This is a genomic window from Helicobacter pylori, from assembly GCF_014496965.1.
In the GTDB taxonomy this organism is placed as follows: Bacteria; Campylobacterota; Campylobacteria; order Campylobacterales; family Helicobacteraceae; genus Helicobacter; species Helicobacter pylori_CZ.
In genome coordinates this window covers 64888-87749 of record NZ_JACTCR010000006.1, presented here as the reverse complement: position 1 = coordinate 87749, position 22862 = coordinate 64888, and the positions used below count along the sequence as shown (strand labels likewise).

Genomic DNA, 22862 nt, shown 5'->3' with positions numbered 1-22862 from the left:
AGGGTAAAATAACATTTTGACAACAAAAGCGTGTTGGTTGCTTCGTGTTTGTTGTTATGGAAGTCTAAAATATTACAATCAAGGATAGAACGATGAAAACAAATGGTCATTTTAAGGATTTTGCATGGAAAAAATACCTTTTAGGTGCGAGCGTGGTGGCTTTATTAGTGGGGTGTAGCCCGCATATTATTGAAACCAATGAAGTCGCTTTGAAATTGAATTACCATCCAGCTAGCGAGAAGGTTCAAGCGTTAGATGAAAAGATTTTACTTTTAAAGCCAGCTTTCCAATACAGCGATAATATTGCTAAAGAGTATGAAAATAAATTCAAGAATCAAACCACGCTTAAGGTTGAAGAGATTTTGCAAAATCAGGGCTACAAGGTTATCAATGTGGATAGTAGCGATAAAGACGATTTTTCTTTTGCACAAAAAAAAGAAGGGTATTTGGCTGTCGCTATGAATGGCGAAATTGTTTTACGCCCCGATCCTAAAAGAACCATACAGAAAAAATCAGAACCTGGGTTATTATTCTCCACTGGTTTGGATAAAATGGAAGGGGTTTTAATCCCGGCCGGGTTTGTCAAGGTTACCATACTAGAGCCTATGAGTGGGGAATCTTTGGATTCTTTTACGATGGATTTGAGCGAGTTAGACATCCAAGAAAAATTCTTAAAAACCACCCATTCAAGCCATAGCGGGGGGTTAGTTAGCACTATGGTTAAGGGAACGGATAATTCTAATGACGCGATCAAGAGCGCTTTGAATAAGATTTTTGCAAATATCATGCAAGAAATAGACAAAAAACTCACTCAAAAGAATTTAGAATCTTATCAAAAAGACGCCAAGGAATTAAAAGGCAAAAGAAACCGATAAAAACAAATAACGCATAAGAAAAGAACGCTTGAACAAACTGCTTAAAAAGGGGTTTTTAGCGTTCTTTTTGAGCGTGTATTTAAGGGCTGATGATCTGGTTACTTACACCATCATCAAAGAAGAAGATTTAGGATACCAGCGGTTTTTAGCAAAGAAGTGTTTAAAGGGTAAAACCCACTCTCCGTGTTTTACTAAGCCTAAAAAGCCTAAAAAAAAACTTTTTAACATAGACAAAAGTTCCCATTATTACGGCACAAGCGTGGTGCAAATGTCATGGCTACAGAGTAGGGAAAAATTTGAAAACCATTCAAAATACCGAGACATTCCTTTTGCTGAAGTCAGTTTGATTTATGGCTATAAACAATTTTTTCCTAAAAAAGAGCGCTATGGTTTCCGTTTTTATATTTCTTTGGATTATGCCTATGGTTTTTTTCTTAAAAATAAAGGCGTATTGGGCGATAGTTTGAGGGAGAGTTCGCAGATCCCTAAAAGCTATAGGGAAAAATTGCAAAGAAAAGAGACTTTTATTAACGCTATTTTTTATGGCGTGGGAGCTGACTTTTTATACAAACGCGCTTTTGGAACGCTGATTTTAGGGATGAATCTCGTGGGCGAAACCTGGTTTTATGAAACAAGGATTTTTAAAAAGTGGGCTAAAGATCCTTCAAGCGTTTATCACCCTTACATGTTTCAAGTGATGCTGAATGTGGGGTATCGTTACCGCTTTTCAAGGTATAAGAATTGGGCGATAGAATTGGGCGCGCGCATCCCCTTTTTAACCAATGATTATTTTAAAACCCCTTTATACACCCTTCATTTCAGGCGCAATATTTCTGTCTATCTCACTTCAACTTATGATTTTTAGTTTTTTAAATTTTTGAAAACTAGAATTAAAACCGCTTTTTATAAACCGGAATTAAAACAAATTAAGCTATAATGATACAAAAATTTAATTTTTTAACCATTTAAGGAAAAAAATGAATCTTGAAGTGAAAAAGATTGACACCGCTAACGCCCGTTTGAGCGCTAAACCTTCCGTTGAAAATTTAGAAAAGCGTTATGATAAAATCGCTCAAAAAATCGCCCAAAAAGTTAAAATTGATGGCTTTAGAAGAGGTAAAGTCCCCCTTAGTTTAGTGAAAACCCGTTATCAAGCCCAAATTGATCAAGACGCTCAAGAAGAAATGATTCAAGAGGTTTTAAAAAACGCTTTTAAAGAATTAGGGATTGAAAATAAGGATCTAATCGGCAGCCCCAACCTCACTAAATTTGAAAAAAAAGACACGCATTTTGAAATAGAAGCGGACATCGGCTTAAAACCCACGATTGTTTTAGACAAGATCAAAGAGTGCGTGCCTAGCGTGGGAGTGGAAATTCCCAATGAAGAAAAAATTGATGAGCGTTTGAAACAGCTCGCTAAAGACTATGCGAAATTTGTGGATACTGACGCTCAAAGAAAAGCCCAAAACGACGATAAATTGATAATTGATTTTGAAGGCTTTATAGATAATGCACCTTTTGAAGGGGGCAAGGCTGAGAATTTCAGTTTGATTTTAGGCAGTAAGCAAATGCTAGAAGATTTTGAAAAGGCTCTTTTAGGCATGCAAGCGGGCGAGGAAAAAGAATTCCCTTTGACTTTCCCTAGCGAATACCACGCAAAGCATTTAGCCGGCAAAGAAGCCCTTTTTAAAGTGAAATTACGCCAGATTCAAGCGCGTGAAGTGTTAGAAATCAATGACGAACTCGCTAAAATCGTGCTGGCTAATGAAGAGAATGCGACTTTAAAGCTTTTAAAAGAAAGGGTTGAAGGGCAGTTGTTTTTAGAAAATAAAGCCAGGCTCTATAATGAAGAGTTGAAAGAAAAATTGATTGAAAATTTAGATGAAAAGATTGTTTTTGATTTGCCTAAAACGATCATAGAGCAAGAAATGGATTTGTTGTTCAGGAACGCTCTTTATTCCATGCAAGCTGAGGAAGTCAAATCCTTACAAGAAAGTCAAGAAAAAGCCAAAGAAAAGCGTGAGAGCTTTAGAAACGATGCGACAAAAAGCGTGAAAATCACTTTTATCATTGACGCTTTAGCGAAGGAAGAAAAAATTGGCGTGCATGACAATGAAGTCTTTCAAACTTTGTATTATGAAGCGATGATGACAGGGCAGAACCCAGAAAGTCTCATCGAGCAATACCGCAAAAATAACATGTTGGCGGCGGTGAAAATGGCGATGATTGAAGATAGGGTGTTAGCTTATTTGTTGGATAAAAACCTGCCTAAAGAGCAACAAGAAATTTTGGAAAAAATGAGGCCTAACGCTCAAAAAACTCAAGTGGGTTAAACGGTTAAAAGGGAAAAATGATGGGATACATTCCTTATGTAATAGAAAATACAGAGCGTGGCGAACGCAGTTATGATATTTATTCGCGCCTTTTAAAGGATCGCATCGTTTTATTGAGCGGTGAAATTAACGACAGCGTGGCGTCTTCTATCGTGGCCCAACTCTTGTTTTTGGAAGCTGAAGACCCTGAAAAAGACATTGGCTTGTATATCAATTCTCCTGGTGGGGTGATAACGAGCGGTCTTAGCATTTATGATACGATGAATTTTATCCGCCCTGATGTTTCCACGATTTGCATCGGTCAAGCGGCTTCTATGGGGGCGTTTTTATTAAGCTGTGGGGCTAAGGGCAAGCGCTTTTCATTGCCCCATTCAAGGATTATGATCCACCAGCCTTTAGGGGGGGCTCAAGGGCAAGCGAGCGACATTGAAATCATTTCTAACGAGATCCTTAGGCTTAAGGGTTTGATGAATTCTATTCTGGCTCAAAACTCAGGGCAGAGTTTGGAGCAAATCGCTAAAGACACGGATAGGGATTTTTACATGAGCGCTAAAGAAGCTAAAGAGTATGGCTTGATTGATAAAGTGTTACAGAAAAACGTGAAGTGATTGCATGGCGTTATTAGAGATTATCCATTACCCTTCTAAAATTTTAAGAACGATTTCTAAAGAAGTCGTTTCTTTTGATTCAAAACTCCACCAGCAATTAGACGATATGCATGAAACCATGATCGCTAGTGAGGGGATAGGCTTAGCCGCTATTCAAGTGGGCTTGCCCTTAAGGATGCTCATCATCAATCTCCCACAAGAAGACGGCGTGCAACACAAAGAGGATTGCCTAGAAATCATTAACCCTAAATGGATAGAAACTAAGGGTTCAATAATGTATAGAGAAGGGTGCTTGTCTGTGCCGGGATTTTATGAGGAGGTGGAGCGTTTTGAAAAGGTTAAGATAGAGTATCAAAACCGCTTCGCTGAAGTGAAAATTTTAGAAGCGAGCGAACTTTTAGCGGTAGCCATTCAGCATGAGATAGATCACCTCAACGGCGTGTTATTCGTGGATAAATTATCCATTTTGAAGCGTAAGAAATTTGAAAAAGAACTCAAAGAGCTGCAAAAAAAACAAAAACACAAGTAACAACCATGATTAACACGATATTTTGCGCGACCATGCAAAGGGGGGTGGCAGAAATCGTGGCTGTGGAAGCGACTTTCACAAGGGCTTTGCCGGCGTTTGTGATTTCAGGCCTAGCTAATAACTCTATCCAAGAAGCCAAGCAGAGGGTCCAATCGGCTTTACAAAATAACGATTTCACTTTCCCGCCTTTAAAAATCACCATCAACCTTTCCCCCTCAGATTTGCCTAAATCCGGGAGTCATTTTGATTTGCCTATCGCTCTTTTAATCGCTTTGCAAAAACAAGAATTGGCTTTTAAAGAGTGGTTTGCTTTTGGGGAGTTGGGGCTTGATGGCAAGATCAAACCCAATTCTAACATTTTCCCCATGCTCTTAGACATCGCCATTAAGCGCCCCCATGCTAAAGTCATTGCGCCTAAGGCGAATGAAGAGCTTTTTTCGCTCATCCCTAATTTGCAATGTTTTTTTGTGGAGCATTTTAAAGAAGCGTTAGAAATCTTGCAAAACCCTGAAATCAAAGCAGACACCCACACGAAAAAACTACCCTTTAAAACGATAGAATTGAACGATAAAGAGTATTATTTTTCAGACACCTACGCCTTAGATTTTAAAGAAGTTAAGGGGCAAGCTGTCGCTAAAGAAGCCGCTTTGATCGCTAGCGCCGGGTTTCATAACTTGATTTTAGAGGGAAGTCCAGGGTGTGGGAAAAGCATGATTATTAATCGCATGCGTTATATCTTGCCTCCCTTAAGCCTGAATGAAATCTTAGAAGCGACAAAATTACGCATTTTAAGCGAACAAGACAGCGCCTATTACCCCTTAAGGAGTTTTAGAAACCCTCACCAGAGCGCTTCAAAATCCAGTATTTTAGGCTCAAGCTCTCTAAGAGAGCCAAAACCTGGCGAAATCGCGCTAGCGCATAACGGCATGCTTTTTTTTGATGAATTGCCTCATTTTAAAAAGGATATTTTGGAAGCCTTGAGAGAGCCTTTAGAAAACAATAAATTAGTGATTTCACGAGTGCATAGCAAAATTGAATACGACACCTCTTTTTTATTCGTGGGGGCTCAAAACCCTTGCCTGTGCGGGAATTTACTCAGTGCTACTAAAGCATGCCGTTGCCAAGATAGGGAAATTGTGCAGTATAAAAACCGCTTGAGCGAGCCTTTTTTAGACAGGATTGATTTGTTCGTGCAAATGGAAGAGGGAAATTATAAAGACACGCCGTCGCATTCTTGGACTTCAAAAGAGATGCATGAATTAGTGTTATTAGCTTTCAAACAGCAAAAGTTAAGGAAACAGAGTACCTTTAATGGTAAGCTTAACGAAGAGCAGATAGAACGATTTTGCCCTTTAAATACTGAAGCGCAAAAGTTGTTAGAGCAGGCGGTTGAAAGGTTTAATCTGTCCATGCGCTCTATTAATAAGGTCAAAAAAGTCGCTAGGACGATTGCGGATTTAAACGCTTGCGAGAATATAGAAAAATCTCACATGCTTAAAGCGCTGAGTTTTAGAAAGATTTCTTAAAAGGATTTTTATAAGGGAGAGAAAATGCAAGAATACCACATTCACAATTTGGATTGCCCTGATTGCGCGTCTAAATTGGAAAGGGATTTAAACAAACTAGACTATGTGAAAAAGGCTCAAATCAATTTCAGCACCAGTAAGTTGTTTTTGGACACGAGCGATTTTGAAAAGGTTAAGGCTTTCATCAAGCAAAGCGAACCGCATTTGAGCCTGTCTTTTAAAGAGGCTGCAGAAAAGCCCTTGAGTTTTACGCCACTCATTGTTACGATCATTGTCTTTTTGGGCGCGATTTTAATCTTACACCTAAACCCTAGCCCTTTTATTGAAAAGGCTATGTTTTTCGTGTTGGCTTTAGTGTATCTCATAAGCGGTAAAGATGTGATTTTAGGGGCGTTTCGTGGGCTTAGAAAAGGGCAATTTTTTGATGAAAACGCTTTGATGCTCATTGCGACTATTGCGGCTTTTTGCGTGGGGGCTTATGAAGAGAGCGTGTCTATTATGGTGTTTTATTCAGCGGGCGAATTTTTGCAAAAACTCGCTATCTCTCGCTCTAAAAAATCCCTTAAGGCTTTAGTGGATGTCGCTCCTAATTTGGCTTATTTGAAAAAGGGCGATGCGCTAGTGAGCGTTGCGCCTGAAGATTTAAGAGTCAATGACATTGTGGTGGTGAAAGTCGGCGAAAAAGTGCCTGTGGATGGCGTGGTGATTAAGGGCGAAAGTTTGCTAGATGAAAGGGCGTTGAGCGGGGAGTCTATGCCTGTTAATGTCAGCGAAAATTCTAAAGTTTTAGGGGGGAGCTTGAATTTAAAAGCGGTTCTTGAAATTAAAGTAGAAAAAATATATAGAGATTCTTCTATCGCTAAAGTGGTGGATTTGGTCCAACAAGCCACGAATGAAAAGAGCGAAACCGAGAAATTCATCACTAAATTTTCACGCTACTACACCCCAAGCGTTTTATTCATTGCGCTAATGATTGCTATATTACCGCCCTTGTTTTCCATGGGGAGCTTTGATGAGTGGATTTATAGGGGTCTTGTGGCTTTAATGGTGAGCTGTCCTTGCGCGTTAGTAATCTCTGTGCCTTTAGGGTATTTTGGGGGCGTGGGAGCGGCAAGCAGAAAGGGCATTTTAATGAAAGGCGTGCATGTTTTAGAGGTGCTTACCCAAGCTAAAAGCATCGCCTTTGATAAAACCGGCACTTTGACTAAAGGCGTTTTTAAAGTGATAGATATTGTGCCGCAAAACGGGCATTCTAAAGAAGAAGTTTTGCATTACGCTTCTTGTTCGCAGCTTTTATCCACGCACCCGATCGCTTTATCCATTCAAAAAGCATGCGAAGAAATGTTAAAGGACGATAAGCACCAGCATGACATTAAAAATTACGAAGAAGTGAGCGGAATGGGGGTTAAAGCGCAATGCCATGCGGATTTAATCATCGCAGGGAATGAAAAAATGCTAGAACAATTCAATATCGCGCACAGCCCTTCCCCAGAAAACGGCACGATCGTGCATGTGGCTTTCAATCAAACTTATGTGGGCTATATCGTCATTAGCGATGAGATTAAAGATGACGCCATAGAGTGCTTAAGGGATTTAAAAGTGCAAGGGATAGAAAATTTTTGCATTTTGAGTGGGGACAGAAAAAGCGCAACTGAGAGCATCGCTCAAACTCTAGGCTGTGAATACCATGCGAGCTTGTTGCCTGAAGAAAAAACGAGCGTGTTTAAAACTTTTAAAGAACGCTATAAAGCCCCGGCGATTTTTGTAGGCGATGGCATCAATGACGCTCCGACTCTAGCGAGCGCTGATGTGGGGATTGGCATGGGGAAAGGCTCAGAATTGAGCAAGCAAAGCGCAGACATTGTGATCACTAATGACTCCTTAAATTCGTTAGTGAAAGTTTTAGCGATCGCTAAAAAAACTAAAAGCATCATTTGGCAAAATATCTTGTTCGCTTTGGGGATTAAAGCCGTTTTTATCGTGCTAGGGCTTATGGGGGTAGCGAGCTTGTGGGAAGCGGTCTTTGGCGATGTGGGGGTTACGCTTTTAGCCTTAGCCAACTCCATGCGCGCGATGAGGGCTTAATGATCGTATCATCAGCCATTTAGAAGGGGGGCAAAGTGCATAAAATAGAGCGCTTACTCCAAACTTTAGCGCCTAAGGGGGTGGAGTTTAGGAAATTGGGGGATATTGGGGAATTTTATAGCGGACTTGTTGGAAAAAGTAAAAAATCTTTCTCTCAAGGGAATAAATTTTATGTTCCTTATGTCAATGTTTTTAATAATCCACAATTAGATCTAAATGCTTTAGAAAGCGTTCAAATAGGGGATAAAGAAAAACAAAATACAATTCAATTAGGCGATGTGCTTTTTACTGGTTCATCTGAAAATTTAGAGGATTGTGCGATGTCTTGCGTAGTTACTCAAAAGATTGAAAAAGATATTTATCTTAATAGTTTTTGTTTTGGTTTTAGATTTTTTGATGAGAATTTATTTAATCCATCGTTTCTTAAACATTTTTTAAGAGACTACAATTTTAGGAAAAATATTTCAAAAGTTGCTAATGGTGTAACACGCTTCAATGTTTCAAAGCAATTACTTTCTCAAATAACAATCCCCATTCCGCCCCTAGAGATCCAACAAGAGATCGTTAAGATTTTGGACGCTTTCACAGAATTAAACACAGAATTAAACACAGAATTAAACACAGAATTAAAAGCGCGAAAAAAGCAATACCAGTATTACCAAAACATGCTTTTAGACTTTGAGGGCATCCATCAAAACCACAAAGACGCAAAAATTAGCGAAACCTACCCCAAACGCTTAAAAACTTTGCTCCAAACCTTAGCGCCTAAGGGGGTGGAGTTTAGGAAATTGGGGGAGGTAATCAATATTCTTAAAGGAAAACAACTTAATAAAGAGCTTCTTTTGGATTATGGGGAATATCCTGTTATGAATGGAGGAATTTATGCTTCTGGGTATTGGAATGAATACAATACAGATTATCCAAAGATTATCATAAGTCAGGGCGGTGCTTCTGCCGGTTATGTAAATTACATGACTTCAAAATTTTGGGCGGGCGCTCATTGTTATACGATTGAATTAAATTCAGAAAAACTCAATTATAAATTTTTATACTATTTTTTAAAAAATTCTCAAACTATTCTTATGAAATCTCAATTTGGCGCCGGTATCCCCGCACTCAATAAAGCAGATATTGAAACTTTAACCATCCCCATTCCGCCCCTAGAGATCCAACAAGAGATCGTTAAGATTTTGGATGAATTTTTGGCTTTAACCACCGATTTATTAGCCGGTATCCCAGCTGAAATAGAAGCCAGGAAAAAGCAATACGAATATTACAGAGAAAAACTATTGACCTTCAAACCACTAACCCCACACAAAGAAGTTAAAAAATGCTAAAAGCGTTTTTACAATCAATAATAAAAGAGCTTGATAAAAAGAATTTGAAATATTTTTTAAAAGGAATGACATGAGTTATGAGATTATCGCAGAAAATAATGAAAAGCCCATTTTTAAAAATAAAAGTTTTAGTATGGCAGAGCCAAAAATAGCGTAATCAAAAAAATTTAAAAATTCTAACGCTTTTTTAAAACAAGCCCTAAAATAGGCGAGTTTTTAATGGCTGATTTCTTGCTAGGCGTTTTAACAACCCCTTAAAGGGTTGTTATTTAAAGAGAGCTTAAAGCTTCCACACTATCTCGGTGAAAATATGGCTTCTGTCTTGATCGGTTGCAGGCTGGCTGTCTAATTTTGGCCCGTTCCACCCCATTTTATAGCCTTGATGCATCAACACATTATAATATTCAAATTTAATGTCGGCTGAGAAATTTTTAGTGAATTTATAACCCAAGTTGAGCGATAGGACTTGTTCGTTCGCCCTAGGCCCATAAGTCAAACGCCCTAATAAACCCCAAAGGAATTTCCTATGCACCCCACCGCCAAAGGCAAACACAGTAAAAGCGTTCGCGTCCATCATGTAAGACAAAGAGTTAAGGGTGTTTGCATAAACGGTGTTCGTCCAAAAGTCAAAGCCCAAGCGGTTACCATGGTAGCCTATCATCCAGTTAGCGTTCCCAAAGGATTTATAAATCCCAAAACCAAAATTGTATTCATTCCATTCAAACTTTTGTTTAATCATCAAGCTGTGCGCGTTCTTACCGGCTGGCATGCCAAATTGATAGGTGCCCCAAAATCTTTTAGCGTAAAAAGGATTAAGCACGGTAATATCCGTTTGAGAGCGAAACCCTAATCCGGTAAAAGTGGGGTTACTATCATAAGTGATCGTGAAGTTGGGGTCGTATTCGTTAAAGGGTGAAAAATAGACAAAAGGCTGAATGCTGAAACCCTTGTAATTCCAAATGATATAAAAGGCATGCACCCCAGGGTTTATGGTTTGCCCGTTTTTAAGAGTGTAGGTTTTAGGCGAATAGAAATTATAAAGCCACTCGTTATAGGCAAAGCCACGGCCAAAAGAGCTAAACCACCAGAATTTGAAATTCCCTAAATTTAAGGTCATGTCCAAGCCTTGGTTGTAACCACTCATGTAATCCGCTGGGGATTCGTATCTCCCGCCCCTAATTTCAAAAATATCTTTGTAGTTGTAGCGCAAGTAAGCGTTATAAATCACATAGTTTCTGGTGTGATCGGCATAACCTTTTGCACAAGTGGAAGCCTCTAAAGCTTCTTGATTAGACAACTGCGTCATTTCAGCTTGAGTCATCTTATCGTATTGGCCTTGGGTCAAATTCCCTGTGGCTAACCCGCAACTAGCCCATGGTTTTTGCCCTACAAGACCGCCCCAATAGCCCACATAGTTCCATGTCATAGCCCCATAGGGTTTTCCTGTAACTTCGTTGATAAAATCCTTAGTGGTATCATAAATTACAGCACCCCCCCAACCTCCAAGACTCCCGTCTAAATGGTGCCCGTTAGCCGTAGCGCTTTTGGGCAAGAGTTCCGTAAAATCCACTTGCATGTAAGCCATGACCGTCATAAAGGTTTCGGTAGGGTAAAGCCCTTTATTAGTGTTGATAGGTTTGTTATTGAAACCGACTTTAGAGAAACTTTCAGCACCCGCTTTAATTTTAGCGATTTTACCCAAATCAAAAGCTTGACTTTGAGAAGAGAATAAAAAAAGAAGCGTTGCGATATTTTTAGCAGATGCAACTTTATAGTTCATGTGTTTAACCTTTAGTATAAACCAAAAAATCTAAATAGAGTAAGCCAACACCGTTCAAAGAAAATTTTTTCTTACAGATCTTAAACATCTAATCAGTCTGTTCATCTTCTGTCCTTTTTTCTACGAAGTCCGACTTACAAAGTTAATTCTTAACTAAGTCGTGCGTTAATACTAGCATAATATTATTGTTTTTTTTAATTTTGAGAATAAAATTTTTCTTTGTTAGTCAAATATGGACAATCAAAGCCTTATTTCATCTCAATATTATTTAATTTTTTAATTTATTCATTCCTTAACACGCTTAAAGCGTCAATAGCAGAAGCTTTTTTAGACGGGTAATAAGAAGAAAGGGCTACGATAATCACAGAGCCTATGAGAGTGAGCGTAAAATCCATTAAAGACAGATCCAAAGGCAAAGTGTTGATGCCATAGACATCTGCCGGGAGCGAGATGATAGGGAACACGCTTAAAAGATACATGCTTAAAAACGCTAAAACCACCCCAAGAATCACACCGCCCAAACCAATGATATTACCCAAATAAAAAAAGGTTTTTTGAATCTCTTTTTGACTGCTCCCCATGCTAAAGAGTAGGGCGATTTCTTTACGCCGGTTCATCACCACCATTAAAAGCGAGCTGATGATATTCAAAGACGCCATTAAAATAATGAGCATGAGCACAATAAATAACGCTCTTTTTTCCAATTCCATCGCCGAGAAAAAATTCCCGTTTTGTTGCCACCACCCTTCAATGCCTATGCCATGGTGGTTGATCGTTTTTAAAGCGTTGCGTAAATTTTCAATATCCTTCATGGGTGTTTTAGAATAGACATGCACCCCATCATAAAGCCCTAAGGGTAACCTCCTGATCGCGCTTATAGCTTGAAGGCTAGCATACATGTAGCTCATGTCATAAGATTTTAGCCCTGAATCAAAATCGCCTTTGATAGTAAAACGCTTCATGATAGGGGAGAGGGTTAGGCCTGTTGGTTCTAGTTCAGTAAAAAACAAATCGGCTTTTTGATTGAGATCTAAATTCAAGCTGTACCTCAAGCTTTTCCCCACGATCAAATTAAAAGGGTTTTTAAAAAGATCGTTTTCATTAATGTTTTTTAAGGCGTCGTTTAAAACTTCATTGATGCGCCTTTCTTTAGAAAAATCAACCCCAAACACCACGCCACCATTCATGGAATGCGCGCTTTTAATCAGGCTTTGGGTTTGCAAATAGGGGCTAAAAAGCAAATTAGGGAACTTTTTTTCTAAAGCTTGAACCACTTCTTCGCTGATCCCATAAGGGCTTGTGGTATAGAGCGTTAAGGGGTAGTTCATCACAAAAAGCTTTTTTTCAAATTCCTTACTCATGCCGTTCATGATCGCCATAGCCACAATTAAAACCATCACGCCAACCGCCACGCCAAAGAAAGCCAACAAAGCAGTGATGCTGATAAAAGGCTGGCTTTTATCAAAACGCAAATAACGCTTGATAAGGAAAAAGATTAAGGATCTATTTGGCAAATAAGCCCTTTTTAGGCCCGCTTTTAGCGCAACAATCTTTGTATTTTTTCCCGCTCCCGCAAGGGCAAGGCTCGTTTCTTTTAGGGGTTTTAGAAAAAGCTTTCATGGACATGTTCAAATCTTCGTATAAGGCTTCTTCATGGCGGTAAGTTACGCTCTCATGCTCTCTTTCTTCGCTAAAATTATCCAAATAACGCTCGGCATCGCTAGAATCTTGCTCGTTTTCAAACTGGATCTTAGAAAAGGTTTTGATCGCTTCTATTTTAATGTCTTCAATGAGTTCTAAGAAAAGGTTATAACTCTCTTTTTTGTATTCTACAAGGGGGTCTTTTTGGTTATAGCCTCTCAAATTGATACCGGTTTTGAGATTATCCATCGTGTAAAGGTGTTCTCGCCATGCGTTGTCTAAAATCTGCAAATACACGATGCGTTCGATCCGGCTTCTTTGTTCGCTATCCAAAGCTTTCATTTTGTTTTCATAATCGCTTTTGAGTTTTTCAGCCACAAACTTTTCAATAGGGGAGGCTTTTTCTAAATCCTCTAGTTCAACGCTAACGTTAAAATCTTCTTTTAAGATGTTTTTAAGCCCTAAAAGCTCCTCTTCAGACAGGTTTTGATGGTCAAAGGCTTTGAGTTTAGAAAAGATTTGATTGAGCGCGTATTCTCTGTTTTCAGCGATTTTAGCGCTAATATCGTAATTGACATCTAATAATTCATCTCTAAATTTATACACGCTTTTTCGTTGCTCATTAGCCACATCATCGTATTCTAACAAATGCTTACGGCTTTCAAAATGCAAGTTCTCCACTTTTTTTTGCGCGTTTTCCACCGCTCTTGTTACGAGCTTGGATTCAATGTGTTCGCCGTCTTTAAGCCCTAATTTTTCCATCACCCCCTTAATCCTATCGCTCCCAAAAATGCGTAACAGATTGTCTTCTAAACTCAAATAAAATTGACTCACCCCCGGATCGCCTTGGCGCCCGCTTCGCCCCCTTAATTGGTTGTCAATCCTGCGGCTCTCATGCCTTTCAGTGCCAATGATATACAGCCCCCCAAGTTCTTTAACCTCATCGGTGAGCTTAATATCAACGCCCCTGCCTGCCATGTTAGTCGCAATCGTAACCGCCCCTTTAAGCCCGGCGTCTTTGATGATTTCAGCTTCTTTAGTGTGTTGCTTAGCGTTTAAAACGGTGTGAGGGATGCGTTCTTTTTTGAGTAAAGCGTGCAAGGTTTCACTTTTTTCAATGCTGGCCGTGCCAACTAAAACGGGCTGACCTTTATCGTGTAATTCTTTAATCTTAAGGATCACGGCGTCAAATTTTTCTTTTTCACTCTTATAGATCAAATCGTTCAAATCTTTTCGCTTGATCGCTAGATTAGTAGGGATAGACACCACTTCTAAATTGTAGATTTCTAAAAATTCTGTGGCTTCGGTTTGAGCCGTGCCTGTCATGCCTGAAAGTTTAGAAAACATCCTGAAATAATTTTGGAAAGTAATATCGGCTAAGGTTTGGCTCTCTTCTTTAATGCTCACACCCTCTTTAGCCTCTAAAGCCTGATGCAAGCCCTCACTAAAGCGCCTCCCCTCAGACAAACGGCCGGTAAATTCATCTACAATCACCACTTCATTATTGGCTACAATATAATCTTTATCAACAAAAAAGAGGTAATTCGCTTTCAAAGCCTGGTCTAAATGGTGCGATAAGGCGGCGTTTTCAATCTTGTATAAATTATCCACGCCAAAGAGGTTTTCGGCTTTTTTAATCCCCTCTTCAGTGATCAAAATCGCGCGGTTTTTTTCATCTATGGTGAAATCCACTTCCACTTGCATGCTTTTAGCGACTTCATCAGCCTTGTTGTAATTTTCCATGCGCCTATCCACAGGCCCTGAAATGATTAAAGGGGTTCTCGCTTCATCAATTAAAATGGAATCCACCTCATCAACAATGGCGAACGCATGCGATTTTTGCACCTTATGCTCTAAAGAATATTTCATGTTATCCCTTAGGTAATCAAAGCCAAATTCATTATTAGTGCCATAAACAATGTCTTTAGAATAAATTTCTAAGCGCTCGTCATCGTCTCGCACGCTCGCAGTGATCGTGCCTACGCTATAACCCAAGAATTGATACAACGGCTCCATTTCTTTAGAGTCCCTATGGGCTAAGTAATCATTGACCGTTACCACATACACGCTCTCGCCTTTCATAGCGTTCAAAGCCACCGCCAAAGTAGCGACTAAAGTCTTACCCTCTCCGGTTTTCATTTCAGCGATCTTGCCATCGTTTAAAACCATGCCTCCAATGAGTTGCGCATCAAAATGGCGCATCTTTAAGATCCTTTTGCTCGCTTCTCTAGTGATAGCAAAACTTTCCGGTAAAACTTCTAAAAGGGTTTTTTCTTGCAAATCTTTTTCTACGGATCGCACGCGTTTTTTTAACTCTTCAAAAGCGTTTTGCAGTTCAACATCGCTCATTTTTTCATAAGCAGGCTCTAAGGCGTTGATGGCTAGGACTTTTTTTTTGTATTGTTTGATCCAGCGATCGTTTCTGGTGCCGATGATTTTTCCAATGATTGCTTTTATCATGGTAGTAGTAACCTTTTAAGAGTGCTTCAATCCCATTTATTTGATTAAAGCGTCAGTTTTTAATCCCATTTTAGCATGGATAAAATAAAAGTCTTGTAAAATAAAGGGTTTTATTAAAGATGAGAGATTATTTTAAGGTTTGAATAATGAAAGCTTTTTTAAAGATTTGCATGGTTTTGATTTTTATGGGCGTCGCTCATGCTAAAAATCTTTCAACCCTTTCTAAAGAAGAAGAAATTTTACAAAATTTGCAAAGTTTTAGCGCGCATTTCAAGCAAGTGTTAAAAAATGAAAAACCCTTAGTTTATTATGGGATTTTAAAGGCTAAAGCCCCTAATTGGGCTTTATGGGTTTATGAAAAACCCTTAAAAAAAGAAATTTACATGAACGATAAGGAAGTGGTGGTTTATGAGCCTAATTTATTCCAAGCGACTATCACGCCCTTAAAAGACAAGACGGATTTTTTCACCATTCTCAAGCGGTTAAAAAAGCAAGATGACGGCTCTTTTAAAACGACTATCAACAAGACCACTTATCGTTTGGTTTTCAAAGACGGCAAGCCTTTTTCGTTGGAATTTAAAGATGAAATGAATAATCTTGTTACGATCACTTTTTCTCAAGCAGAAATTAACCCTAAAATCCCTAATGAAATCTTTGTTTTTAAGCCTAAAGATGAAAATATTGACATCGTGCGCCAATGATTTTTAGCCGCTCATTAATAAAAGTTAGTTACAATAACCAAGCTTTTAAATCATGGGGCTGACTTGGATTTCGACAGATTTCTTGTCGCGCAGATAGCATGCCAAGCGCTACTTGTAAAACAGCAACAAAAATAACTGTAAACAACGCAGATTACGCTCCAGCTTACGCTAAAGCTGCGTGAGTTAATCTCCTTTTGGAGCTGGACTGATTAGAATTTCTAGCGTTTTAATCGCTCCATAACCTTAAGCTAGACGCTTTTAAAAGGTGGTTCGCCTTTTAAACTAAGAAAAAGAACTCTTGAAACTACCTTAAGGTTTTAGAAAGTTGGACCAGAGCTAGTTTTAAGGCTAAAAACTAACCAATTTTCTAAGCATTGTAGAAGTTTGTGTTTAGGACAAGATTTTTGGACTGGGGTTCGATTCCCCACAGCTCCACCATATTAAAAAAGTATCATTTTTATAGCGTATTTAAGGAAGGTAAATGCAGAAGTTTTTCTCTCGTTTTAGAAGGTGGGCGTTGCCCTTTTATTTTGTGAGCGCTTTAGCAGCGATTGATATTGATGAAGTAACAGAAGCTCAAGCTAACAGCATTAAATTAAGCGATCAGTTAGTGAGCCTGAGCGATAAGCTTTTAGAAAAAGCGGTGGATAGGGGGCGCAATACCGATCACTTAAAAGATCTTAACGATTTGCATGAAAAAATCAAACATTTGCGCTTGATTTTAGAGCCTAAGCCTAAGGATAAAGAAAATAATCCTAACTTAAAAGATCATCAAGGCTCTGAAACGATTGAAATCGGCGAAGCGATTAAAAAGGCTTTAGGCGAGCCGGTATTCCCCCAAGACGCGCTAGATGCCGCTTTGCAAATTGACAAACAGTTGGATTCTTTCAAGCAAGACAATTTGATTGATGTTAAGCCCTTAAAAGATGTTTTAGCCCAGCTAGAAGCCGAATTGAGAAAAGCCATTGATTTCCAAAAACAATGGCTCAATTCTACCAAGCCTAATTGATAGGGTTTAAAAAAAGAATTTCAAACTCACTATGAGATTGCTCCTGTCTTGTGTGTTCGCCTTAAAGGCTTTATTAAAAGGGCTAGTGAGATCATTAGTCTTATAGCCGTTGTGCATGCTGACCGCATAGTATTCTAAATTCACATCAACGCTAGCAAAAGAACCCCATTTATAGCCCAAGTGCAAGTTGATGGATCTTTCGCTCGCTCTAGTGGCATAAGTGTATCTGCCTAAAATACCCCATAAAAACCCTCTATACACCCCCCCACCAAAGACATACCCAGAAACAGCGTCTGCGGTAATAGCGTTACTAAAAACCAAACCATAAACGCTGTTACTTCTTATGTCAAAAGGGATCGGGTTACCATACCAGCCAATCCTTGCGTTAGCGTTGCCAAAAGTTTGATAATAACCAAAGCCAAAGTTAAATTCGTTGTAGTCAAAGCGTTGGTGGATTAAAAGCGATGCGCCCCACTCGCCAATCTTAGAGTTACGCCAATACACATCGTATAAATCTTTAGCATAAACGGGGAAAATCGCATTAATAGTGGTTTGAGCCCTTAGCCCTAAGCCTTTGAATTTCGGGTTGCTGTCAATATGGATTTTAACACCGGGCGCTCCGTAAGTCTTAGGCGAAAAATAAACAAAGGGCATGACTTGAACACGCTTGCTAGAAAAATAGAGTTGCGCGGCATGGATGCCATCATCAACTTCTTTTCTGCCATCTTCAGTTACAATAGGGGCATACCAATCTCGTATCCATTGCCCAAAAGCTAAAGCCCTCCCAAAAGAGCTGAACCATTTTAACGCTATTTTAGAATTGATTTTATAATCCAGTTCAAAACCCTGTGTGTAGGAACTCATAAAATCCATGTTAGAGAGATAGCGTCCTAATTTTAGGTGGAATTTATCGCCATAAGAATAAAACAGATAGGAGTTATACAGCACATAATTACGGGTGTGAGCGTCAGATTCTATGCGGGAGTCTTTCCAAGGAGCGTTGCCTAAAAACCCCCACCAACGCCCTATATAGTAAAAAAGCTCTGAGCCATAGATTTGGTGCGTGGCTTGGTCTATGAGCGTTTTGGTGGAATCGTAAGCGAACGCTCCTAAAATCCCCCCAACGCCTATTTTTAGGCTGTGTTTTTCAATGTTTTTAGGGAGCAGATTGGAATCCACTTGAAGCTTGATCGTGGCGGTTACAAAGGTGGCTGTAGGGAAAATCCCTTCTTTGGAATTGAGTTTGGAATGGTTAAACCCCACTTTAGAAAAAGATTCCGCTACCCCACTAAACTTATAATCAAAAGCCAATAAAGGGCTTTGATTGTAAAGAATAGAAACAAACAATAGAGGTAATTTTTGAAATTTTAACACAGAATGAACCTTTGTTCAATTTTCGCTCGCATCATATTCCAATTTTATTAAAAAACCCATTAAAAATAAAAGTATTCAAATAATTATCTAAAATATTATTCTTTTTTTGTTCCATTTTTTATCGGCTCAAAAGAATACCCCAAAGCCTGATAGATTTGATTGTGGTAACGGACTTGATTGTCTTCTAAACTCTCTTGAAAAGATTTTTTAAAATGCGGATCTAGCGTGTTTAAAAACACCTCTAACCCTATCGCGCTGGAATAATTCACCCAATCATGCCTTAAATCGCTCTCCAATAAGGAGGCGTATTCTATCAGCGTTTCATCGCTGTTTTGCAAGGCATTGACAATGAATAAATTTTTTCTGTCTTTAGGCTGGGTGAGTAAGAGTAAAGAGGGGTTGAAATTGATTTGTGTGGAAAGGATTTTAAGAGGCTTATACTCTAAAAGCCCTATTTGAGAAAGGATTAGGCCGCTTTTAGTGGTAGGGGTGTTTAAAATCAAGGTAGAATTTTTAAAAAACGCATCATTTTTTCTAAAATTTTTAGAAAAACTGGTGGCTTGCTTGTAAGAAATGTTTTCTTGGTGCTTGACTTCAACGTTTAAAGACTCCGTGATCTGCCTCAAGCGTTCACCTATCAGGCCATCATCGTCGTATTCAATCACGGGCGAATTATGACCGATAAAAGAAATGAGCATGCCTAATTGTTCTTTATAATCAATCCCCCCAAAATACAAGCGCTCGCTTAAAGAACGATCGGCATGATTTTCTAATTGCGCTCTATTCACCGTAGGCACATAAGTAGGGGTGCTAATGGTGGTGTTTTGGATCAAATTTTCCACGCCCTCTTTAGTCAATAAGGCTATCACAAAAGGGAATTTTTCTTTTTCAATTTCTTTATAGGTTTGCTCTAATTTTTCAGGACTCTCTTCATCGCTGTCAAAGACTTGGATATTGAAATCGTTGTTTCTGGTGTTCAAATACGCTAAAAGGGTGTTCATCACCGAAATCGCATAACGCCCCACCACCTTTTTAGGCAGTAAAACCGCTAATTCAATCTTAGGCTCATAGCTTTCTTTGATTGGGGTTTGAGAGACGATGGATACGGGGTTGAGGTTATTGAGTATGTCTTTGTAATAAGTTTTAAGACTCTCATCTTGGTTGTTGTTATCGTATTGAGAAATAAAAGAAAAGATTTGATTTTGCAACATCAAGTCTTTCAAGCATTCCAAAGAGCAAGGCTCTGTCTTAATGATTTGCTGGTGCGCTGGGGGCAAAGGGGAAAACAGATAGCTTTTAGCGTTCAAGCTTATCGCGCAAAAAATTGAAACAATCAGCGCAAAGCGTTTGAAAAATCTTTTTCTTAAGGCGTATGGCATTTTTTAATATCTTTTAAACTGAATTTCCTAAAATTTTATTATAGAATATTTAATGAGAAAACTAATCCCACCCCTACAACCCAACAAGAGAACTTTTTTAAGGCGTGTGGGATCAAACGCGCTTTGGACACTCAAACTCTATAAAATCCCCAGGGACAAAGAGCGAGAATCAAACCCCCCAACTTTAATTTTTCCAACCATTAAAGGATTGCATCAAAGGATTGAATGGTGCACGCTTTCATGTTTTGATTATCCCCTAGCGCCAATTATAGATATAAGGCCTTAAGCTAATGCAATAATCTCTAGTGCTTAATATATCCTTACGCATATCCCCTAATTGCCCAGACAACACTTCTTGCACTTTTCTTAAATTGTTAATCTCAGTGTTTTGCGCGCTGATTATTTTTTTTAAATCCCTTATCTCTTTAATCAAATCCGCATTGGTGATCGCTTTATTGGCTTGCACTGGATCCGCGCTTAAAAAAGCCAACGCCACACACCAACTCACAACGATTTTTTTCACCACCGCTCTCCTTTTTATCCTCTTCCAACACTCAAGCCACAACGAAATAAAAGGGATCACCCCTTTTAATGAAAACAAAACTAGAGCCTGAAATTCTCCATTAAGTTAAAGTTCATGTAGCGATAGATCTTGTCTTTTTGGCTCTCTAGCTTTTCACTCACTAAATTCATGTATTCTTCTTTAGTGGGGATTCTCCCTAGTAAAGCGCACGCCGCCCCAAGCTCCGCGCTGCCTAAATACACTTTAGCCCCTCTACCCATACGATTATCAAAATTCCGTGTGGAAGTAGAAAAGACGACCGCATTATCCCTAACCCTCGCCTGATTGCCCATGCACAAGCTACAGCCTGGGACTTCAGTCCTTGCCCCAGCAGCCCCAAAAATCGCATAATAGCCCTCATTAATAAGCTCTTGTTCGTCCATTTTACTAGGTGGCACTACCCAAAGGCGTGCTTGACTGGGGGGAGCGTTTTTAACGATTTCGCCAAAGGCTCTAAAATGCCCGATATTCGTCATGCAAGAGCCAATAAACACTTCATCAATAGCGTGGGGTCTTTTGCCGGTCGTATCCGCTAAAACTTCGCTCAAAGTAGCGACATCATCAGGGTCATTAGGGCATGCCAAAATAGGCTCAGTGATTTCTGCCACATCAATTTCAATGACAGCGGCGTATTGAGCGTTACTATCTGGCTCTAACAATACCGGATTATCCACCCAAGCTTGCATCGCATCTTTGCGTTTTTTCAAAGTCTCTTTGTCTTCATAACCGCTTGCAATCATCTCATCAATAAGCTTGATATTGGATTTCAAGTATTCAATCATCGGCTCTTTATTCAAACGCACCACGCAAGCAGCCGCACTCCTTTCTGCACTCGCATCGCTTAGTTCAAAAGCCTGTTCCATTTTAATATCAGGCAAACCTTCAATCTCCAAAATACGCCCGTTAAAGACATTGATTTTACCCTTTTTCTCCACGGTGAGTAACCCTTTTTTAATCGCATAATAAGGGATCGCATTCACTAAATCCCTTAAGGTGATCCCAGGATTCATTTCCCCTTTAAAACGCACTAATACGGATTCTGGCATGTTCAAGGGCATCGTGCCTGTAACCGCTGCAAAAGCGACTAACCCACTCCCTGCCGGGAAACTAATGCCTAAAGGGAAACGAGTGTGGCTATCCCCCCCTGTGCCTAAAGTGTCAGGCAATCCCATGCGGTTTAGCCATGTATGGATCACGCCATCGCCCGGATGCAACGCCACACCGCCTCTTTGAGTGATAAAGCTAGGCAAGGTTGCATGCAAACTCACATCGCTAGGCTTTGGGTAAGCAGCGGTATGGCAAAAACTCTGCAACACAAAAGGCGCATCAAATTTCAAACTCGCTAATTCTTTAACCTCATCTCTGGTCATCGCCCCTGTGGTGTCTTGACTGCCCACGGTGGTAACCTTTGGCTCACAATAAGTGCCAGGTAAGATCCCTTTCACCCCACAAGCATGGCCTACAATTTTTTGGGCTAAAGTGTAGCCTTTAGCGTCGCTTTTAGGAGCGGCTGGCTTTTTAAACGCTTCCGATTCGCCTAGCCCTAAAAATTTACGCGCTTTATTCGTCAAACCCCTGCCAATGATTAAAGGGATACGCCCAGAAGCCCTGACTTCATCTAACAAAGTTTCAGGCTCTAATTTAAAAGTGCTAATCACCTTATCGTTTAGCGTGATTTCGCCTTTATAAGGGTAGATTTTAATAATATCGCCCTCTTTTAAATCCTTAACGTCAGCCACAATGGGTAACGCCCCACTATCTTCACAAGTCGCAAAGAAAATCGGAGCGATCACCCCTCCGATCACAATGCCCCCACTCCTTTTATTAGGCACAAAAGGAATGTCCTTACCAAAATGCCACATGATAGAGTTTGTCGCGCTTTTTCTAGAGCTTCCTGTGCCAACCACATCGCCCACATACGCCACAGGAACGCCTTTAGCTTTAATGGCTTTGATGCGTTGTTCGTAATTTTCAATCCTGTTTTTGAGCATGGCTTTAGCATGTAAAGGAATATCGCTTCGTGTGAAAGCATCGCTCGCTGGGCTTAAATCATCGGTATTGGTTTCGCCATCAATCTTAAACACGCACGCTTCAATGCATTCATTCAAAGGCTCTTTATTCAAAAACCATTCAGCGTTCGCCCAAGACTCTAGCACCTCTTTAGCCAGAGCGTTAGTTTTACTCATTGCAGCGATTTTATCAAACGATCCATAGACTAAAAGAGTGGTTTTTAACGCTTTCGCACTCTCTTTAGCGATGTTTTTGTCTTGACTTTCTAAGCCCATAATCAAAGGCTCTACATTATACCCCCCAAGCATCGTGCCTAAAAGAGTGGTAGCTTCTAAAGCGCTAATGTGCGCGCATTCTAGTTTTTTTTGAGACAACTTGGCTAAAAATTCCGCTTTCACTTTCGCCCCCTCATCAACCCCAGGGCTTACCCTGTGAATGAGTAATTCTTTAGCGAAAGCAGCATTTGTGGGATCTTTCATCAAAATCTCAACAACAGCCTCTACTTGTTTAGCGTTTAAAGGGAGCGGTGGGATACCCTCGCTCTCTCTTTCTAAAACGCTTTTTTTATAATCTTCCAAAAAATCTTTCATCATTTCTCCTTTTAAATAGCATTATTGACTAATGCCCTAATCATTTGCCCCATGATAACAAAA

General features: G+C 39.6%; 17 protein-coding genes and 1 other RNA gene. 11 read left to right on the top strand and 7 right to left on the bottom strand.

What is annotated here, in order from left to right:
• Nucleotides 1-92: 92 nt before the first annotated feature.
• The 8 genes from hpaA to H7O61_RS03645 all read left to right on the top strand — a co-directional run bounded on the left by hpaA (nt 93) and on the right by H7O61_RS03645 (nt 9293).
• Nucleotides 93-875, top strand: coding sequence for a flagellar sheath lipoprotein HpaA (gene hpaA / locus H7O61_RS03680; protein ID WP_000855941.1), 783 nt, complete (start codon nt 93-95; stop codon nt 873-875).
• A gap of 28 nt (nt 876-903) precedes the next feature.
• Nucleotides 904-1740: an outer membrane protein gene (locus H7O61_RS03675; protein WP_187875172.1), complete on the top strand. Its 837-nt coding sequence runs from the start codon at nt 904-906 to the stop codon at nt 1738-1740.
• A 112-nt stretch (nt 1741-1852) separates the two neighbouring features.
• Nucleotides 1853-3208 (top strand): trigger factor, encoded by a 1356-nt coding sequence (gene tig / locus H7O61_RS03670; protein WP_187875171.1) that lies wholly within the window; start codon nt 1853-1855, stop codon nt 3206-3208.
• A 20-nt stretch (nt 3209-3228) separates the two neighbouring features.
• Nucleotides 3229-3816: an ATP-dependent Clp endopeptidase proteolytic subunit ClpP gene (clpP, locus tag H7O61_RS03665; RefSeq protein ID WP_000540576.1), complete on the top strand. Its 588-nt coding sequence runs from the start codon at nt 3229-3231 to the stop codon at nt 3814-3816.
• Between the two features lie 4 nt (nt 3817-3820).
• Nucleotides 3821-4345, top strand: coding sequence for a peptide deformylase (gene def / locus H7O61_RS03660; RefSeq protein WP_001185863.1), 525 nt, complete (start codon nt 3821-3823; stop codon nt 4343-4345).
• A 5-nt stretch (nt 4346-4350) separates the two neighbouring features.
• Entirely contained in the window at nt 4351-5871 is a 1521-nt protein-coding gene (locus tag H7O61_RS03655) for a YifB family Mg chelatase-like AAA ATPase (RefSeq protein WP_187875170.1), read from the top strand.
• Between the two features lie 24 nt (nt 5872-5895).
• Entirely contained in the window at nt 5896-7956 is a 2061-nt protein-coding gene (locus H7O61_RS03650) for a heavy metal translocating P-type ATPase (protein ID WP_187875169.1), read from the top strand.
• A 35-nt stretch (nt 7957-7991) separates the two neighbouring features.
• The gene (locus tag H7O61_RS03645) at nt 7992-9293 is read left to right on the top strand and encodes a restriction endonuclease subunit S (RefSeq protein ID WP_187875168.1); all 1302 of its coding nucleotides are present in this window, start codon (nt 7992-7994) and stop codon (nt 9291-9293) included.
• 280 nt (nt 9294-9573) lie between these two features.
• Here H7O61_RS03645 and hofF read toward each other — a convergent pair whose 3' ends face one another.
• The 3 genes from hofF to secA form a co-directional block, all read right to left on the bottom strand.
• Nucleotides 9574-11073: an outer membrane beta-barrel protein HofF gene (hofF, locus tag H7O61_RS03640; RefSeq protein ID WP_187875167.1), complete on the bottom strand. Its 1500-nt coding sequence runs from the start codon at nt 11071-11073 to the stop codon at nt 9574-9576.
• A gap of 281 nt (nt 11074-11354) precedes the next feature.
• Entirely contained in the window at nt 11355-12587 is a 1233-nt protein-coding gene (locus tag H7O61_RS03635; RefSeq protein ID WP_187875166.1) for an ABC transporter permease, read from the bottom strand.
• Entirely contained in the window at nt 12577-15174 is a 2598-nt protein-coding gene (gene secA / locus H7O61_RS03630; protein ID WP_187875165.1) for a preprotein translocase subunit SecA, read from the bottom strand. The genes H7O61_RS03635 and secA overlap by 11 nt, the downstream gene beginning before the upstream one ends.
• A 146-nt stretch (nt 15175-15320) precedes the next feature.
• On the opposite strand from secA, the gene lolA reads away from it, so the two are divergent.
• From lolA to H7O61_RS03615, 3 genes are all read left to right on the top strand, one after another.
• The gene (gene lolA / locus H7O61_RS03625) at nt 15321-15875 is read left to right on the top strand and encodes a LolA-like outer membrane lipoprotein chaperone (protein WP_187875164.1); all 555 of its coding nucleotides are present in this window, start codon (nt 15321-15323) and stop codon (nt 15873-15875) included.
• A 54-nt stretch (nt 15876-15929) separates the two neighbouring features.
• Nucleotides 15930-16313: a transfer-messenger RNA gene (gene ssrA, locus H7O61_RS03620) on the top strand.
• 43 nt (nt 16314-16356) lie between these two features.
• The gene (locus H7O61_RS03615) at nt 16357-16884 is read left to right on the top strand and encodes a hypothetical protein (RefSeq protein WP_002206850.1); all 528 of its coding nucleotides are present in this window, start codon (nt 16357-16359) and stop codon (nt 16882-16884) included.
• A gap of 6 nt (nt 16885-16890) precedes the next feature.
• Here the strand turns inward: H7O61_RS03615 and H7O61_RS03610 are convergent, their stop codons facing one another.
• From H7O61_RS03610 to acnB, 4 genes are all read right to left on the bottom strand, one after another.
• The gene (locus H7O61_RS03610) at nt 16891-18258 is read right to left on the bottom strand and encodes an outer membrane family protein (protein WP_187875163.1); all 1368 of its coding nucleotides are present in this window, start codon (nt 18256-18258) and stop codon (nt 16891-16893) included.
• 95 nt (nt 18259-18353) lie between these two features.
• A complete protein-coding gene (locus H7O61_RS03605; protein WP_187875162.1) occupies nt 18354-19637 on the bottom strand; it encodes an IS701 family transposase in 1284 nt (427 codons plus the stop codon).
• Between the two features lie 256 nt (nt 19638-19893).
• On the bottom strand, nt 19894-20160 hold the full coding sequence (locus H7O61_RS03600; protein WP_180594950.1) for a hypothetical protein: 267 nt from the start codon (nt 20158-20160) through the stop codon (nt 19894-19896).
• Between the two features lie 80 nt (nt 20161-20240).
• Nucleotides 20241-22799 (bottom strand): bifunctional aconitate hydratase 2/2-methylisocitrate dehydratase, encoded by a 2559-nt coding sequence (gene acnB, locus H7O61_RS03595; RefSeq protein ID WP_187875161.1) that lies wholly within the window; start codon nt 22797-22799, stop codon nt 20241-20243.
• Between the last annotated feature and the right edge of the window lie 63 nt (nt 22800-22862).